Origin of the sequence: Shewanella glacialimarina (assembly GCF_020511155.1) — a bacterium.
GTDB lineage: Bacteria > Pseudomonadota > Gammaproteobacteria > Enterobacterales > Shewanellaceae > Shewanella > Shewanella glacialimarina.
Genome location: NZ_CP041216.1, coordinates 3,844,903 through 3,860,973, shown reverse-complemented (window position 1 = coordinate 3,860,973; position 16,071 = coordinate 3,844,903). Strand labels below are relative to the sequence as shown.

At 41.6% G+C, this 16,071-nt stretch carries 15 protein-coding genes and 1 riboswitch; of the genes, 10 read left to right on the top strand and 5 right to left on the bottom strand.

What is annotated here, in order from left to right:
- Window positions 1–104 precede the first annotated feature (104 nt).
- The 3 genes from FJ709_RS16855 (at window position 105) to FJ709_RS16845 (ending at window position 3,003) form a co-directional block, all read left to right on the top strand.
- Window positions 105–1,445 (top strand): Na+/H+ antiporter NhaC family protein, encoded by a 1,341-nt coding sequence (locus FJ709_RS16855; RefSeq protein ID WP_226411327.1) that lies wholly within the window; start codon window positions 105–107, stop codon window positions 1,443–1,445.
- A gap of 139 nt (window positions 1,446–1,584) precedes the next feature.
- Entirely contained in the window at window positions 1,585–2,274 is a 690-nt protein-coding gene (locus tag FJ709_RS16850; protein WP_226411325.1) for a hypothetical protein, read from the top strand.
- A gap of 6 nt (window positions 2,275–2,280) precedes the next feature.
- On the top strand, window positions 2,281–3,003 hold the full coding sequence (locus FJ709_RS16845; protein ID WP_226411323.1) for a 23S rRNA pseudouridine(2604) synthase RluF: 723 nt from the start codon (window positions 2,281–2,283) through the stop codon (window positions 3,001–3,003).
- On the opposite strand, the gene FJ709_RS16840 is transcribed toward FJ709_RS16845, so the two are convergent.
- Window positions 2,996–5,152 carry a S46 family peptidase gene (locus tag FJ709_RS16840; protein ID WP_226411321.1) on the bottom strand — a complete coding sequence of 719 codons (2,157 nt, stop codon included), beginning with the start codon at window positions 5,150–5,152 and terminating at the stop codon, window positions 2,996–2,998. The two genes, FJ709_RS16845 and FJ709_RS16840, sit on opposite strands and share 8 nt — an antisense overlap.
- A 235-nt stretch (window positions 5,153–5,387) precedes the next feature.
- Window positions 5,388–6,590 (bottom strand): aromatic amino acid transport family protein, encoded by a 1,203-nt coding sequence (locus FJ709_RS16835; protein ID WP_226411319.1) that lies wholly within the window; start codon window positions 6,588–6,590, stop codon window positions 5,388–5,390.
- A gap of 241 nt (window positions 6,591–6,831) precedes the next feature.
- Window positions 6,832–6,947, top strand: a riboswitch (yybP-ykoY riboswitch).
- 91 nt (window positions 6,948–7,038) lie between these two features.
- Between FJ709_RS16835 and FJ709_RS16830 the strand changes: the two genes are divergently transcribed.
- Complete coding sequence (locus tag FJ709_RS16830) at window positions 7,039–7,599, top strand: TMEM165/GDT1 family protein (protein ID WP_226411318.1); 561 nt, start codon at window positions 7,039–7,041, stop codon at window positions 7,597–7,599.
- 160 nt (window positions 7,600–7,759) lie between these two features.
- Window positions 7,760–8,134: a SpoIIAA family protein gene (locus FJ709_RS16825; protein WP_226411316.1), complete on the top strand. Its 375-nt coding sequence runs from the start codon at window positions 7,760–7,762 to the stop codon at window positions 8,132–8,134.
- A 40-nt stretch (window positions 8,135–8,174) separates the two neighbouring features.
- On the opposite strand, the gene FJ709_RS16820 is transcribed toward FJ709_RS16825, so the two are convergent.
- Together FJ709_RS16820 and FJ709_RS16815 are read right to left on the bottom strand one after the other, a co-directional pair.
- Window positions 8,175–8,843 carry an MliC family protein gene (locus FJ709_RS16820; RefSeq protein WP_226411314.1) on the bottom strand — a complete coding sequence of 223 codons (669 nt, stop codon included), beginning with the start codon at window positions 8,841–8,843 and terminating at the stop codon, window positions 8,175–8,177.
- Between the two features lie 93 nt (window positions 8,844–8,936).
- The gene (locus FJ709_RS16815) at window positions 8,937–9,125 is read right to left on the bottom strand and encodes a cytoplasmic protein (RefSeq protein ID WP_226411312.1); all 189 of its coding nucleotides are present in this window, start codon (window positions 9,123–9,125) and stop codon (window positions 8,937–8,939) included.
- A 214-nt stretch (window positions 9,126–9,339) separates the two neighbouring features.
- Here FJ709_RS16815 and FJ709_RS16810 point away from each other — a divergent pair, with 214 nt between their 5' ends.
- Genes FJ709_RS16810 through chrA form a run of 3 tightly spaced genes read left to right on the top strand, consistent with a single transcriptional unit; the run spans window position 9,340 to window position 12,139 of the window.
- Window positions 9,340–9,798, top strand: coding sequence for a MarR family winged helix-turn-helix transcriptional regulator (locus FJ709_RS16810; RefSeq protein ID WP_226411311.1), 459 nt, complete (start codon window positions 9,340–9,342; stop codon window positions 9,796–9,798).
- Window positions 9,788–10,933 (top strand): 23S rRNA (uracil(747)-C(5))-methyltransferase RlmC, encoded by a 1,146-nt coding sequence (gene rlmC / locus FJ709_RS16805; RefSeq protein WP_226411309.1) that lies wholly within the window; start codon window positions 9,788–9,790, stop codon window positions 10,931–10,933. The genes FJ709_RS16810 and rlmC overlap by 11 nt, the downstream gene beginning before the upstream one ends.
- Before the next feature lie 54 nt (window positions 10,934–10,987).
- Complete coding sequence (gene chrA, locus FJ709_RS16800) at window positions 10,988–12,139, top strand: chromate efflux transporter (RefSeq protein ID WP_226411307.1); 1,152 nt, start codon at window positions 10,988–10,990, stop codon at window positions 12,137–12,139.
- Window positions 12,140–12,246: 107 nt separating this feature from the next.
- On the opposite strand, the gene FJ709_RS16795 is transcribed toward chrA, so the two are convergent.
- Window positions 12,247–13,230 carry a pentapeptide repeat-containing protein gene (locus FJ709_RS16795; RefSeq protein WP_226411305.1) on the bottom strand — a complete coding sequence of 328 codons (984 nt, stop codon included), beginning with the start codon at window positions 13,228–13,230 and terminating at the stop codon, window positions 12,247–12,249.
- A gap of 154 nt (window positions 13,231–13,384) precedes the next feature.
- On the opposite strand from FJ709_RS16795, the gene prfB reads away from it, so the two are divergent.
- Both prfB and lysS read left to right on the top strand, forming a co-directional pair.
- A protein-coding gene (gene prfB / locus FJ709_RS16790) for a peptide chain release factor 2 (RefSeq protein WP_226411303.1) occupies window positions 13,385–14,483 on the top strand; the annotation gives its coding sequence in 2 pieces (ribosomal slippage) (window positions 13,385–13,459 and window positions 13,461–14,483; 1,098 coding nt in all).
- A 12-nt stretch (window positions 14,484–14,495) separates the two neighbouring features.
- A complete protein-coding gene (gene lysS / locus FJ709_RS16785) occupies window positions 14,496–15,998 on the top strand; it encodes a lysine--tRNA ligase (RefSeq protein ID WP_226411301.1) in 1,503 nt (500 codons plus the stop codon).
- Window positions 15,999–16,071: the final 73 nt, after the last annotated feature.

Below are 16,071 nucleotides of genomic sequence, written 5' to 3'. Positions count from 1 at the left end.
TATTCTTGGCTCAGATGAATAGGATGTGTAGGATGTAAACACAGTATTTACTCAGATGAATATTGCTTGTCCGTCATAAGCCTAAAGAATATAGAAAAAGAGAGATGACTTTGACTAAACCCACCACAAGTAAAGGCTCGCCAACCGTATCCTTTATTGCTTTGTTTCCTTTATTTGTTTTTCTCGGACTATTTATTGGCGCTGGAGTGTACTTTCAAAGCCAAGGTGTCGATTATGCTTTTTATCAGCTGCCGAGTGTGATTGCTATTTTACCTGCGATCATTTTGGCAATGCTGCTCTCTAAACAAAAAATTAACAACGCCATTGAAACCTTCATTGGGGGGATTGGCCATAGCAATATTATCGCCATGTGTTTAATTTATTTACTGGCGGGTGCATTTGCCTCTGTTGCTAAAGCGACTGGTGGCGTTGATGCTACAGTTGCTCTAGGTTTATCGCTTATTCCCGCGGACTTATTATTACCCGGTTTCTTTATGATAGCGGCATTTATTGCCACTGCTATGGGGACATCAATGGGCACTATAGCAGCAGTTGCTCCTGTGGCTTTAGGTGTGGCAGACCAGGCACAAATTGAATACGCTCTAATGGCCGGTGCGGTAATGTCTGGGGCATTATTTGGTGATAATTTATCCATTATTTCGGATACGACTATCGCTGCGACTCGCACCCAGGGGTGTGATATGAAAGATAAGTTTCGTGAAAACCTAGTCTTTGCTATTCCGGCATCAATTTTAACGCTTGTTGCTTTTTCATTTGCAGGCCAAGGGCAGGCTATTATTGCCCCGCAACAAATTGAATTTATAAAAGTATTACCTTATTTAACTATACTGATTTTGGCCGTTGCAGGGTTGAATGTATTTGTGGTGTTAACCTTGGGTATTTTACTGGCTGGCCTGACAGGGATATTAGCTGCAGATTACAATGTCATCCAATTTGGTAATGATATTTATACTGGCTTTACCAATATGCAAGAAATCTTCATTCTCTCTATGTTGGTGGGAGGTTTAGCTGCACTAATGCAACAGCAGGGTGGCTTGGCATTTGTGAATGATAAGGTCGAAGGGCTAATTAGCCGTTTTTCTAAGTCTGCGGGCGATACGTCACCGCGCGCAGCTGAATTAGGCATTGCAAGTATTGTGGCCGCGACAAATACCTGCGTGGCAAATAATACGGTTTCCATTGTGGTGACTGGTGATATCGCTAAAGACCTAGCAGAAAAACACGGTGTCAGCCCTAAGCGAGCTGCCAGTGTGATGGATATTTTTGCCTGTATTATTCAGGGATTAATCCCACATGGTGCCCAAGCATTATTAATTGCATCAGTGTTTACTATCAGCCCGTTAACGGCGGTATCGAATGCCTGGTATTGTATGATTTTAGCGGTTGTTGCGGTCATTATTGTGATATTTCGAAAGCGTGCATAATCTATCAATATTGATTTAAATATACCATCTGCTGACTGTATTAGCATTAGTACCAGCAAGCCCTAAACCGTGTTTAGGGCTTTTACTTTTTTAAAGATACAGGTAAGCTCGATTGTCTTATTTCTAATAATAGATCCCCTTGAATAAACAGCATACAAATTACGACTTACATCTAGTGATTGTCTTTATGTCATTAGCTGCGGCAATTATTGCCAGTGTTGGCGTCTCGTCTGCATTATTTTCACAAGTACAACAAATGCAAACCAGCATCTTTACTATTCGTCCTGATATTTTAGGGGATTATATGAATTCTCCTTTAGCTGTGGTGTTTAACCTGTCTTTGCTTGCAGCTGGTGTATGTTTCTTGTTAGGCACTTTGGCTATTTATTTTACTTTTTCGGATGTCTTAAGCCGAGGAATTGCCGTTGTAGGGGGTATTGTTGGCTTGAGTATTGCGCTGATGGGGATGTTTCCAATTAACTTCTTAGAGTTGCATCGCAAGGTTTCAACCTTGTACTTAGTTGGTTCGCTAGTCTTACATTGCTTATGTTTCGCTGATTACTTTAAACCCAAAAGCACCATGACTCGAGTGGTGTTTGGATTATCGATAGTGGCAATAGTCACGTCCGTTAACTTAATTCGTTTATTAGATTGGCATTTACTTGATTTCCCTTCCTGCGATGACAATGGTAGTCATTTCTGTTGGGTATCGTCTAGTATGTGGGTGTTAACTCAAGCGAATATTTTATGGTGTGTATGCCTTGGATTAAGCATACGCCAACACATAGTTGTACAACAGTCATTATCACGTCACGTTGTGCCAGCATAAACCAGTATGGCTCAATATCGTTTAGCCCATTACCTTGCCCTTTGCGGCATCGCCTCAAGGCGTCAATGTTCAAGAATTATTGAGGCTAGTCGAGTCACTATTAATGGCTGTTTAGCTTTACATTCAACGGTTATTGATACTGATTTTATTGATGATATTCGTGTCGACGATGTAAAAGTTCTTAAGCCTGAAGATAAAGTCTATTGGTTATATCATAAGCCTGTAGGAGTCGATTGTCGTTTAATTGAAAGCGACCCTAGTAGTTTACTGCATCACTTACCTAAAGGGCCAAGATTGTATCCTGCAGGGCGATTAGACAAAGATTCCCGAGGACTATTATTACTCACCAATGACGGTCAATTAACCCAGCGATTAATGCATCCTGATTTTCATCATTCAAAAACCTATCATGTCAGTGTTGATAAACCTTTTGATGAGCTGTTTTTGACGAAAATGGCAGCGGGCGTGACCTATCATCAAGCCAGTCAAAACGTCACGACTCGAGCGTGCCTGGTAAAGTCTTTGGCTTCGGTACAATTCGAAATAGTATTGACCCAGGGATTAAACCGACAGATCCGTAAAATGTGTCAAACACTAGGCTATCGGGTGATTGATTTAAAGCGAGTCGCGATTGGGGAGGTAGAATTAGGTGATTTGCCAGAAACAAAACGGCGACCGTTAACGGCCGCCGAATTAAGCATGTTAATGCAACCAATAGGCGTTACTTAACGATTTCCATTTCTGCTAATAGATTATCGGCGTGATCAACATGCTCCATAATCCATAACATGTAGCGGCTATCAACCTGGATTGAACGGTTTTTATTGGCATCGTAGCCCCAATCACCAATAATACTTTCATACACACCATCAAATAGTAAACCGACTAATTCAGCGCGGCCATTTAGTGTTGGTGAGCCAGAGTTACCGCCAGTCGTATCTAAGGTTGATAAAAAGTTAACTGGAACAGAATCAATGGCTTTGACATAGTAGTCACCATATTGTTTTTGTTTGATTAACTCGAGCTGCTTAGCGGGCGCATCAAATGGGTCCATGCCTGTATCTTTAGCTAAGATGCCTTCTAAGCGTGTAAAGGGCACTGCCACCAAACCATCTTGTGGTGAATAGCCTTTCACATTACCTACGGAAACTCGTAAGCTTGAGTTGGCGTCAGCATAAACGGGTTTACCAAGCTCACGATTATAAGCAATGATAGCGTCCATAAACTGTGGACGTACTTTCATTAGGTCACCCGATAATTGCTTCTGTGCCTGCTCTAGCTTCATGCTTTCATCATAGGTACTGACGGCAAACTGAATGAAGGGGTCGTTAGACTTTTTAAAATCTGCAACCGACTTATCCATCCATGCTAAACGGGTAGCTTGATCAGCTAATTTTGTTTTAGCAAACATCTTATCTACGGTTTTATTCAGCTTCTTAGCGTCGAACTTGTTGCCAATATTGAAGGCTTTATCAAATGCTGGTAAGCGCTGTTCTACTGGTAGGTTGGCGTAACGCGTTAACATTTCTATTAACAATGCCTTGTCGACACTAGCTGCATAGCGACGATCAATACGTTCCATACTTGAGGTGAAATTGGCTATATCACGCTCTTGATAACCTGGTTCACGCTCCATGTCAGGTAGTGTTTTTTCGTTAGCTAAACGATATAAATCACGCGCTGTTGTCAGCATGGTTGTGTAGGTAATGTAGCCTAATAAGGTATCACGCTGCTGGTTTTGTTGGCTTTTAGTGACTAATTTATCTAATTCAACTAAGGTTTTACCATATTTTTCCTGGCGCGCCGAGTCAGCATTAATCCATGATGCTAGGTCGCTTTCTACCTTTTTGCGATCATCTAACATAGGCATTTTGCCGTAGAACTCAATCATAGAGGCAAAGTTTTTAGCGTAGTTTGCTAGTCCAGCAATTAAGCTTTCATACTTAATGCGATCATCTGTGCCTTCTGCTGCAGTGTCTTTGATGATTTCAATCATGCGTTCACGCAGAATCTTACCTTCTGGATAAGCCCATTCGAATTGATTTTCAACCTCGTTTGCAGTGCGGTAACGATTAGTGCTACCCGGATAGCCTGCGACCATCACAAAGTCGCCATCACTAACTCCTTTAGCTGACACTTTTAAGAAACTTTTTGGCTCATACGGGACGTTGTCTGCATGGAAGTCCGCTGGCTTGCCATCTTTGCCTACATAAGCGCGATAAAATGAGAAGTCACCAGTATGACGAGGCCACATCCAGTTATCGATATCGCCACCATATTTACCGACACTACCAGCTGGGTTATAGGTTAAACGAACATCACGAATTTCGAGCTGCTTAACGAGATAATATTCTAAGCCGCCATGGAAGCTGTAAACCTGACAATGGTAACCGTCTTCTTTCTCACATTCAGCAACTAAGGCTTTTTCCTGCTGTTCGATACCGGTGTAAAAGTCGTTGCCTACTTTATCCATTTGGCCTTTTTTGACTTTATCGGTCACATCGGTTACCGCTTCGGTAACATAAACGCGCGACCCCGGTGTTGCCGGTAATTCCTCTTTGTATGTTTTGGCTAAGAAGCCATCTTTTAATAGATTTTTTTCTGGGGTTGAGTTGTACTGAATTGCACCATAAGCACAGTGATGGTTAGTAACAACTAAGCCTTTTGGTGACACAAAAGAGGCAGTACAACCTCCTAAACTAATGACCGCATTCATAGGGAATTCAGTGAGTTTAGAAATTGATTTCGCATCTATTTCTAAGCCTTTTTCTTTGAGCATGTCAGCCATGGCGGGTAACTGGTGTGGCTGCCACATGCCTTCATCGGCTTGGGCAGTAAAACTGGCAGCAATCGCCGCCGTAAGTAACCATGTTTTCATTGTTATAAGTCCATTTTGATAAAGTAATCACATGCTCAAGGGGTTTGGCAGTATGTGAAATAAACCGAATATACATTAGTGTATTTATTATTTTAGATATTTAGCGTGATGTTTAAACGACTATATTGACCCACAAAAAAGTCAGGCCTAGGCCTGACTTTAACAAAACTTGTAACAGGTTAACAGCGTCAGAAAAAACCAGTTACAAACTAAATTTAATTCTGTTAGCTATCCATTAACCCAATGCGACCATTAACTGTGCAATCACAATTAAGACCCCGATAATACCTGCTATTATCAGTGCCGGCATGCCACCCATCACTTGATAACCACCTAAGTTCTGAGGCCGCTGCTTTAGTGCCATCACGATCGGTAAAAATATGATCATCACAACTAAAGGAATAGCCGCAAAACCTAATACTTGAAAGAAGCCATCTGGATAGAATAAAGCACATAATAATGGCGGAATAAAGGTAATTAACCAGGTTTGAATACGGCCAGCGACATCACTTCGAGCACGAGTCAGTTCAGCCACATAATCAAACAGACTCATGGTGACGCCTAAAAATGAAGTGATGAGTGCGAGGTTGGCAAAAATATCAATAAATTGGCTGACAATTTGTGACTCAACTAACCCTTGTAGTGCCATTACCAGTTTAGGCAATGAGCCTCCAAGTTGATGAACTGTTGAGCCACCTAGCGTACCTAGTGTGACCAATAACCATAAAATGTAGCAAACTAATGGAATTGTAGAGCCAATTAACAGTACTTTACGCAGTGATATCGCATCACCATCAAGATAGCGCACAATCGTGGCAATACACACATGGAAACCAAATGAGGTAAACACCACAGGAATAGCAGCTAGCCATAAGTGAGTTAACTCATTGCCTTGAGCGACTTCACTCATTGTGTTAGTCAATGCGGTGCTTAAATTAACATCGGGCAGTAAAAAGGCGACTACCAATACGAGTAACACCACCATAGCGGTAAACAGCACTCGAGAGACTTTATCTATCCAGCTAACACCTACGGCAATAATGCCACCAAAAACGAGGGTGAATAATAGCACTGCTGCTTGATTACTTAAGTTAAGACCTAATGGGGCTAAGCGGGTTTCCAGTAGGGAGGAGCCACCCATTAAATACACCATGGTTAAGGCGAATAATAAACTTAAAAACGATCCACCTTGAATTAATTGCCCTACCTTACCTAATGTTTTACCGGTAATGGCATGGACATTATCGCCTATACCGGTACGTAAATTGATTTCTAACATGAGTAAAGAGGTGTATGCAGAGATGCCCCAAATGACAATGAGCAGCAAGATAGCTGGGACGATCCCCAGTGCCGCAGTGGCTAAAGGTAATGCAAGCATGCCACCACCAATAGCAGTACCAGCGACTATCGAAATAGATCCAAGTGTTTTAAAATTCACGAACGCGTCCATATAGTTATTGTTTTATTGCAAGCGACATTAGCAGAAGGCAAACAGCTCAAGCAAGAAACTTAGTCGTTTAAAGAATTTTTGCACTGTGTAGAAACAATTACATAACATTTAGCCCGCCAACATCAAAGCCAATATTTGTATTGTGCATTCATTAGCTGGCTTGGGAATTAGGAAATGAGAAGAAGGGCATTATGATGTTGTATGCCTTTTAAGTTTGGGTTATATTGCAGCCCTCGTTTTAGGGGAGTAGCTAGCTTTAAGTTGTTGCCATCAATAACTTTTGGCGTTTATATCAACATAATTGGCCATATTGCCATGGTATAAACAACAAAGAAGCCCTTTGTTAAGCAAGACCTAGTACGGTAACAGTAGCTTAGAGGGCTTGCTGTTGCTTGTGCTTGGTTTATATGCCCTCTAATAACGCTAGGATTTTCCCTTGGAAGCACTTCTTACTTCAACCTTTACCGTGGCTATTGCTGAAATTGGCGATAAAACTCAACTGTTAGCATTATTGTTAGCGGCGCGTTTTCGCAATAAATCAGCCATTGTTCTAGGTATTTTGTTGGCAACACTACTCAATCATTTTGTCGCGGCTTGGGTCGGACAGTTTGCTATTAGCTGGCTTGATCCTCAATGGGCTAGCTATGCCGTTGCATTGTCATTTTTTGCTATTGCCCTATGGGTTCTGATACCCGATAAAATGGATGAGGATGATAATAGCTTTTATAAACTAGGCGCGTTTATGGCTACCTTCATTTTGTTCTTTATTGCCGAGATGGGTGATAAAACTCAAATTGCCACAGTCGTATTAGCGGCTAAATATGATGCACTTGCCATGGTGGTAATAGGCACTACATTAGGGATGTTAATAGCCAATGTGCCAGTGGTATTACTGGGTCATTTTAGTGCTGATAAATTACCGATGAAAATGATCCACAGAACTTGTGCAGCTTTATTTGTGGTGCTCGGCGTAGTCACTCTATTGTATGGCGTGTGATCGCTACAAAAGCCGATTCTATTAAGTGTGCGCTAATCGGCGTTATCTATTGCTTAAAAGTGCTTAAATTATAGTCAGTTGATAATCGGGTTGGGGTTAGCTTAACTTAGCTTTACTTCAACCTAGATTAACCATTGAAAATAAATGTAGAGGTTGAGCTATGCAAAGACATGGGATCACAATAGGAATTGAGCGTCATCAACAACACTTTTTTATCATTATGAAGGTGGTGGGTAAGCTCACCCATGAAGACTATCAAATTATTACTCCGATACTGGATGATGCATTAGCGCAAGTTGCTAAGCCTAAGATGAACATGTTTGTGGATATAAGCGAACTTGAGGGCTGGGAGTTACAGGCCGCTTGGGATGACTTAAAGCTTGGAGTTAAACACCGTACCAGTTTTAATAAAGTGGCTATTTTTGGTGACCAAAATTGGCAAGATTTAGCTGTAAAAGTGGGGGGATGGTTTATTAACGGCGAGATGATGTCTTTCAACGACAAACCTCAAGCTTTTGAGTGGTTGCAAGATTAACCACCCTTATTTGATTACTTTAGACTGCCATGTTATCTATTTACTCGACTATTAACTTACAACTTATTGGCAGCTGATTAACTTGTTCAATCGTCGCCTGTTGTTGATGAGTCCATAGGCTAGTATTCTGCGCCTGGTATTTAGCGCCAGAAGCCGTACGGGTTAATAGTCCTAATTGGGATAAATTTGCTGGAGGCACGCTAGATGTTTTTTTCGCCTGACTGTAGCTGAATACTGCGGCTGGGATGACGGTATTATTATAAAAATAGGCTGTTAATTTGTTCTGTGGATCATGGCCACATTGATAATAAGTTGCACTTGGCACCTCTACAGCGCCTGCTAGAATTTGTAGCTCAGTTATACGAGATTGGTAATTAAGCTTAGTACATTCTTTAGGGTTATTGGCTTTCCAGCAATCATTACGGCCTTTAATCCAGCCTCTTTGCTCAGCTTTAATCTGGTTAACTTGCTGCCCATCGACTTGTGAAACTAATTGGCTGAAAAGGGGCTGTAACTGAATATCCAGTAGAGCCAACTCTTCAGATTGGCAAATAAGCTTCTCAATAGACCCGCGTGCTTTATTGCACTCAAAGCTAGGCGCTTGAGCCACAGACGTAGCGGCGTAGCTCTGCGCAATTGGAGTTAAACCAATCACAGTTAAACCAACCGCAGTTAACCCAACAGCAGCCAAAGCCGATAAATTTTTCATCAATGTATTTCTCTATCCATTATTCATGACAGACCATAATGACGTAATCACTAAGGTGTCGCAATTTAAGATAGCTAATTACACAGTAAAAATTTAGGCAGTCGTATTAATATTGTGACCTGCATTGCCAACAGGTGCTGGAGGCGCTGCTGCTTCAATAAGTTGCAGTGCCATTTGACCTTCCACTTTTTGTTGATCCTTCGCCATAACAGCGGCTTTCAAGCTATGGCCTGAATCAATATTTGCTGGCATGTTGCTTGGAGCGTTTACCGAAATTGTCATATAAACCTCACTTTTATTAAATAATGGTTTTTGTATTCTGTCTATTTGTATATCGGCAGGCGTATTGAATACTGTAGCAAAGATATCGGATTAATATGCCTCCCTAGCAAAATATAATAAATTCTTGGCAAAGTATTCTCTGTTGTTGGCAAATATTATAGATTGTGCACAACTAGAATATGTTATACTTGAGCAAATTTTAAAGGGAATATTTATGCCACCAGCCAACCCATTAGCACTTGAAAATCAGGTGTGTTTTTCATTATATAGTGTCACTAATGCGATGATCCGTGCTTATCGCCCTTTGCTTGAGGAGTTATCACTGACATATCCGCAGTATTTAGTCATGTTAGTGTTGTGGAAAGAGGCGGGCATAAGCGTTAAAACCTTGGGCGAGCGATTGCATTTAGACTCAGGCACGTTAACCCCCTTACTTAAGCGCTTAGAAGTAAAAAAGTTAGTAATACGAGGCCGTAGTGAGGAAGATGAGCGAGTACGAGTATTACACCTTACCGAACAAGGTCAAATGCTTCGCCAACAAGCTGAATCAGTCCCTGAAATGATGCGTTGTAAAGTGGGTGGCGATCTGGCACAACTTCAGCAGCTTAAAAGTTTATGTGATAACGCGTTAAAAGTACTTAATTCTGATAAGGCATCAAGTTGTGAAGTGTGAGTTTTTTGAAAAAGATCATTGTTTATCCTGTCGTGATATTCAAATCCCTATGTCAGAACAGTTACAGCATAAAATGACCAAACTACAGCAGTTTTTTGGCCAATTGCCTGTTGAGCAATGGCTTGTACCTATTGCAAGCCAAGAAAATCGTTTTCGCAATAAAGCCAAAATGGTGGTGTTAGGTGCAGCACATCAACCTATTTTAGGTATTGTCGATCCCCAGGGGCAGCCCATTAGTTTATGCGATTGCCAACTCTATCCTGAAGATATGCGGCAGCTATTGCATAGATTGCAATTGTTTGTGCAACAAGCGGGAATTCCGCCGTATCGAGTCGATAAAAGTAAAGGTGAGCTTAAATTTATTCTGCTAACCAGAAGTTATATCTCTGGTGAATTTATGCTGCGCTTTGTGCTGAACAGTGAACAGGCAATTTCACGAATTAAGCGAGAACTACCTCATTTACAGGCTGAGTTTCCTAAACTCAGTTTAGTGTCGGTTAATATTCAACCTGTTCATATGGCGATTTTAGAGGGCGATCAAGAAATATTTTTAACCGATCAAACCCGTCTTGCTGATCGCTTTAATGATGTGCCTTTATATATTCGTCCTAAAAGTTTTTTTCAAACCAATCCGCAGGTAGCTGAGCAACTTTATCAAACGGCTCGGGAGTGGGTAGCTGCATTTAATCCACAACATATTTGGGATTTATTTTGTGGGGTGGGTGGATTCGGACTACATTGTGCTAGTGGAACAATTCGGTTAACTGGGATTGAAATTGAGGCTGAAGCGATAGAGTGCGCCAAGATGTCGGCCGCAGAAATGGGTATAGAAAACATCAGCTTTAGGGCGCTGGATTCTACCGATTTTGCTAATGGGATCGCAGCAAATGATAAGCCTGATTTAATTATTGTTAATCCGCCAAGGCGCGGAATAGGCGAGTCGCTTTGTCAGTCATTAAGCGCATTTTCGCCGAAAGCGATAGTCTATTCGAGTTGTAACCCAACCAGTTTAGTGAAAGATTTGGCGATGATATCAGGATATAAAATTACCAAGGTGCAGTTGTTTGATATGTTTCCACATACCGACCACTATGAAGTGCTAGTGATGTTAGAAAAGGACTCTCTTTGTCATTAAGTATTCATAATAGTGTCATAAACTAAATCGATATAAGAATATTAGGATCTCAGCATGTGGCAAATTTTTAGTCGTTTTTTAGCATTAGGATTAATTAGTTTCGGTGGCCCAGCTGCACATATTGGTTATTTTAGAAAAACCTTTGTACAAGATTTAAATTGGCTGGATGATAAGCAATACGCCAGTTTTGTCGCCTTAAGCCAGTTTATGCCAGGGCCAGGCTCAAGCCAAGTCGGCTTTGCGATTGGTTATCATAAAGGTGGATTTCCCGGGGCATTTGCAGCATTTTTAGGTTTTACACTGCCTTCATTTTTACTGTTATTTCTATTTGCTATATCCACTGCTAGTTGGTTGCAATTGGACATGGTTGCAGGTGCTATTCACGGTTTAAAATTACTTGCTGTTGTTGTAGTCGCTGATGCTACTCTGGGTATGTTTAAGCAATTTTGCCAACGTAAAACGGCGCAATGTTTAATGGTATCCACTGTCGCGTGTATTTTATTATTTCCGGCATTATTAACACAAATAGTGGTATTAACTGTTGCGGCTATTATTGGTGCCTTAGTTCTGACTCGCGGTGAAAATACCTCCCCTGATATACCTGAAATAAAGTTGAATTTACTGTGGTTAGCTATTTTTGTTTTAGGGTTAATTGCTTCTTACTTTTTAGCGTCTCAGCCCGATAGTCTTGGGCAAATTTTTGGACAGTTTTATCAAGTTGGCAGTTTAGTGTTTGGTGGTGGCCATGTTGTACTGCCGCTACTTGAGGCTAATGTTGGCGATCTTGTTACCCAAGATAGGTTTTTAACTGGCTATGCGCTAGCACAGGCTGTACCAGGACCCATGTTTACTATAGCCACGTTTCTTGGGGCTGATATTTGGCAAGAATCACCCATTTTAGGTGCACTTGTCGCCACCATCGCTATTTTCATACCCGGATTTTTATTGATGTTAGTGGCATTAAATAGCTGGGGAGCCATTAGTCAACGTCCGGCTATTGCTGGTGGATTAGCTGGGGTGAATGCCGCAGTGGTAGGGTTACTGTTTGCCGCCCTGTATCAGCCCGTTTTTAGCAGTGGTGTGGTGAGTTCGCTCGATATGGCGTTGGTGGTAATTGGCTTTGGAGTATTAAAAATATTTAAGCTTAGTATTGTGCTGCTTGTTGCCAGTTTTGCAGCTGTTGGTGCACTGTTAAGCTTGTTGTAAGCTAGCATTAATATCCGTTGTATCACGCTTTTATTACCACAGTAGAACCTGGTTCAGTGTTTGTCATGGCAAGAGTGTTGGGAAAGTTAGCCTTAAGTAAGAAATGATTAACGATTCATTTTTTTTACAAATACCACCACGAATAACGCAATCGTAAAGCTACCCGTAAAGGCCTCTATTGCCGCAACCAATTTGGAGTAGCCAATGGGTGTAAAGTCGCCATAACCTAAGGTGGTAAAGGTAACAACTGAATAGTAAATGCAGTTTAGAAGCAGCTTAATGTTTTGGCTAATACTATTGTCGAAGTCGAATTGATGGATTTGTTCACCATAGCTAAGACCGGTGAAAAAGAAACACATTGCACAGAATACAATCAGTGCCATAGAAAATCCTATGACTCGAAGCGGCGCTTCACCATAACCGCACAATAGATCAATTGACTTAGATATCATGCGTTTTGATGACCACTTAGGCATCTGATGTCGTCGCATTATTAGCTCGTTACGCATAAAATGTCCGGCCATGGCAAATAAGCCTTCACGATCGGCAGCTTTACGTAAGTCACGATATATCTCTTCAGACTGTTGGTAATAATCCAAGGCAATTTCTATTTCTCCCAACCTATCTGCTTTACGAGCCATACGTTCTTGCTTGATTTTCGTGCCCGTATGAATGTTTTCAATTTTGGCACCTTTCCATTTTACGCCTAATAGATTGGTGTTGGTTAGGTTGGCGCAATGCATATTGGCATCACGTAAATCGGCCTTCATTAAGCTAGCTTGTTCAAGGTTGACATTGAACATATGTGCGCCTTGAAGGTTAGCCCGATATAGCTCGGCATGACTCATATCAAAACCTGTTTTTGCATGATGTTTAACTAAGTCAACACCCGCTAAGTTTGCCCGCTTTAAGCTAATGCCGCGAAGCATTCCTCCGCCTCGAGCAAAAGCTTCAAGCCTAGCTTTGTCGTCAGGCTTGTTTTTAATAATGCGTGGGTCATGCCAGTAACAAAGACCTGAAGGCTCTGCAGTTTCATGGCAGGAAAATCCTTCGTCTTCGTGGTAGCAACAAGTTGGATTATCTGAGTTCATTATTACAGTATAGCTAAGCTATCAAATCTTGATAAATACAGTTGAAATTTATTCGGCTTAATTAACCCTACTTCGGTCTAGGTTTAGTGCCGCGCATGGGGTAAAATACGTCGTTAAACCTTTTGTTAACCGCTATTTTTTAAGTTGAAAATTCATGTTTGAAGTTAATCCGGTAAAATTCAAAATTAAGGAGCTGGCCGAGCGCACAGAACTTCTTAGGGGGTACCTTTGACTACGCTACTAAAAGTGAGCGTTTAGAAGAGGTTAGCCAAGAGCTTGCAAGTTCAGAAGTATGGAGTGAACCTGAGCGTGCCCAGGCGTTAGGGAAAGAGCGTTCAGCACTTGAAGCCGTTGTAAAAACCATTGATGATATGGATTCTGGCCTTGAAGATGTCGCTGGGTTATTGGAATTAGCCATTGAAGAAGACGATGAAGAGACCTTCAATGACGCCAGTAACGAAATTGCTGAACTTGAAAAGCGTCTAGCAGATCTAGAGTTTCGCCGTATGTTTGCTGGCAAAAATGATGCTGCAAGCTGTTATCTTGATATTCAATCAGGTTCAGGCGGTACAGAAGCACAAGATTGGGCCAATATGGTACTGCGTATGTATTTACGCTGGGGCGAAGCGCATAATTTTAGCCCAGAATTGATTGAAGTTACCGCAGGGGATGTTGCCGGTATTAAAGGCGCAACCATTAAGTTTACTGGTGAATATGCGTTCGGATGGATGCGGACAGAAACTGGCGTACATCGCTTAGTGCGTAAGTCCCCTTTTGATTCATCAGGTAAGCGTCATACTTCTTTTTGCTCGGTATTTGTATACCCTGAAATCGAAGATGATATTGAAATAGACATCAATCCTTCTGATTTACGTATTGATACTTACCGCGCATCAGGTGCCGGTGGTCAGCACGTTAACAAAACGGATTCTGCAGTACGTATTACCCATATTCCAACAAATACCGTGGTGCAGTGTCAAAATGACCGCTCACAGCATAAAAACCGTGACTCGGCTTTTAAGCAATTAAAAGCCAAGTTGTACGAGTTGGAAATGTATAAGCAAAATGCTGATAAGCAAGCCGCTGAAGACGCTAAGTCTGATATTGGTTGGGGCAGTCAAATTCGTTCATACGTTTTAGATGACTCCCGCATTAAAGATTTACGTACCGGTGTTGAAAACCGAAATACCCAAACCGTTTTAGATGGCGATTTGGACAAGTTTATTGAAGCTAGCCTTAAATCTGGCCTTTAACGAGAGAAGAAGATGACTGAACACACTCAAGATGAAAACAAGTTAATTGCAGAACGTCGTGCAAAATTGGATCACATCCGCACGAATTGCCCAGCAAATGGTCACCCAAACAACTTCGATCGAAAACATAAGGCTGCTGACATTGAAGCTGAGTTCGGTCACCACACTAAAGAAGAATTAGAAGGCATGGGCATTCAGCGCTCTATCGCTGGTCGTGTTATGGCTAAGCGTGGTCCTTTTTTAGTGATTCAAGATGTGAGCGGTCGTATCCAGGCTTATGCGGGTAAAGATGTTCAAAAAGACTTGAAAGAGACGTTTCAGGGTTTAGATATTGGCGACATTATTGGTGTTACCGGTCAACTTCACCTGTCAGGTAAAGGCGACTTATATGTCAACATGGAACAGTATCAGCTACTGACTAAAGCATTGCGTCCATTACCTGAAAAATTCCACGGTTTAACGGATCAAGAAACACGTTATCGTCAACGTTACGTTGATTTGATTGTCAATGAAGATTCACGTAATGCTTTTATTATGCGTTCTAAAGTGGTTTCAGCTATTCGTAACTTCATGATCAAAAAAGAGTTCATGGAAGTTGAAACGCCAATGATGCACAGCATTCCAGGCGGCGCTTCAGCCCGCCCTTTTGAAACGCACCATAATGCTTTAGATATGGCGATGTACTTGCGTATCGCGCCTGAGCTTTACCTTAAGCGTTTAGTTGTAGGTGGTTTTGAGCGAGTATTCGAAATTAACCGTAACTTCCGTAACGAAGGTTTATCGCCACGTCATAATCCAGAATTCACTATGATGGAATTCTATATGGCATACGCTGATTTCAATGACCTTATGGACTTAACCGAAGAAATGCTAAGCTCTATCGCGACTGAACTTTGTGGTTCTCCACAACTTCCATACGGCGAGCATACTGTTGATTTTGGTGGCCCTTACGCACGTTTAAGCATGTTAGATGCGATTAAGAAATACAATCCAGACAATGCTACCATTCAGTCAATGACCTATGAAGAAGTTAAAGACGTTGAATTTATGCGTACCCTTGCCAAAAGCATTGGAATGAAAATTGAGAAGTTCTGGACTTGTGGTCAATTGTTAGAAGAAATCTTTGGTGAAACGGCAGAAACTCAGCTAATGCAACCTACGTTCATTACTGGTTATCCAGCGGACATTTCACCGTTAGCGCGTCGTAATGATGACAATCATTTTATTACTGACCGTTTCGAGTTCTTTATTGGCGGTCGTGAAGTGGCTAACGGTTTCTCTGAGCTTAACGATGCAGAAGACCAAGACAGCCGCTTTAAAGCACAGGTTGATGCTAAAGATGCCGGTGATGACGAAGCAATGTTCTATGATGCTGACTATATTACCGCACTAGAGCACGGCTTACCGCCTACAGCGGGTCAAGGTATTGGTATCGACCGTTTGGTGATGTTATTTACTAACACGCATACCATTCGCGATGTGATTTTATTCCCAGCGATGCGTCCACAGGGCTAATCCCTGCAACAAATCAGAATGAAAAAACCAGCCCTTGAGCTGGTTTTTTTATGCCTCATGTGTGATCTAATAG

Excerpts from the sequence above, each read along its gene's own strand:
- FJ709_RS16855 (WP_226411327.1), top strand. The coding sequence starts at position 105 with ATGACTTTGACTAAACCCACCACAAGTAAAGGCTCGCCAACCGTATCC.
- FJ709_RS16845 (WP_226411323.1), top strand. The coding sequence starts at position 2,281 with ATGGCTCAATATCGTTTAGCCCATTACCTTGCCCTTTGCGGCATCGCC.
- FJ709_RS16840 (WP_226411321.1), bottom strand. The coding sequence starts at position 5,152 with ATGAAAACATGGTTACTTACGGCGGCGATTGCTGCCAGTTTTACTGCC.
- FJ709_RS16825 (WP_226411316.1), top strand. The coding sequence starts at position 7,760 with ATGCAAAGACATGGGATCACAATAGGAATTGAGCGTCATCAACAACAC.
- FJ709_RS16820 (WP_226411314.1), bottom strand. The coding sequence starts at position 8,843 with ATGAAAAATTTATCGGCTTTGGCTGCTGTTGGGTTAACTGCGGTTGGT.
- FJ709_RS16815 (WP_226411312.1), bottom strand. The coding sequence starts at position 9,125 with ATGACAATTTCGGTAAACGCTCCAAGCAACATGCCAGCAAATATTGAT.
- FJ709_RS16810 (WP_226411311.1), top strand. The coding sequence starts at position 9,340 with ATGCCACCAGCCAACCCATTAGCACTTGAAAATCAGGTGTGTTTTTCA.
- chrA (WP_226411307.1), top strand. The coding sequence starts at position 10,988 with ATGTGGCAAATTTTTAGTCGTTTTTTAGCATTAGGATTAATTAGTTTC.
- FJ709_RS16795 (WP_226411305.1), bottom strand. The coding sequence starts at position 13,230 with ATGAACTCAGATAATCCAACTTGTTGCTACCACGAAGACGAAGGATTT.
- lysS (WP_226411301.1), top strand. The coding sequence starts at position 14,496 with ATGACTGAACACACTCAAGATGAAAACAAGTTAATTGCAGAACGTCGT.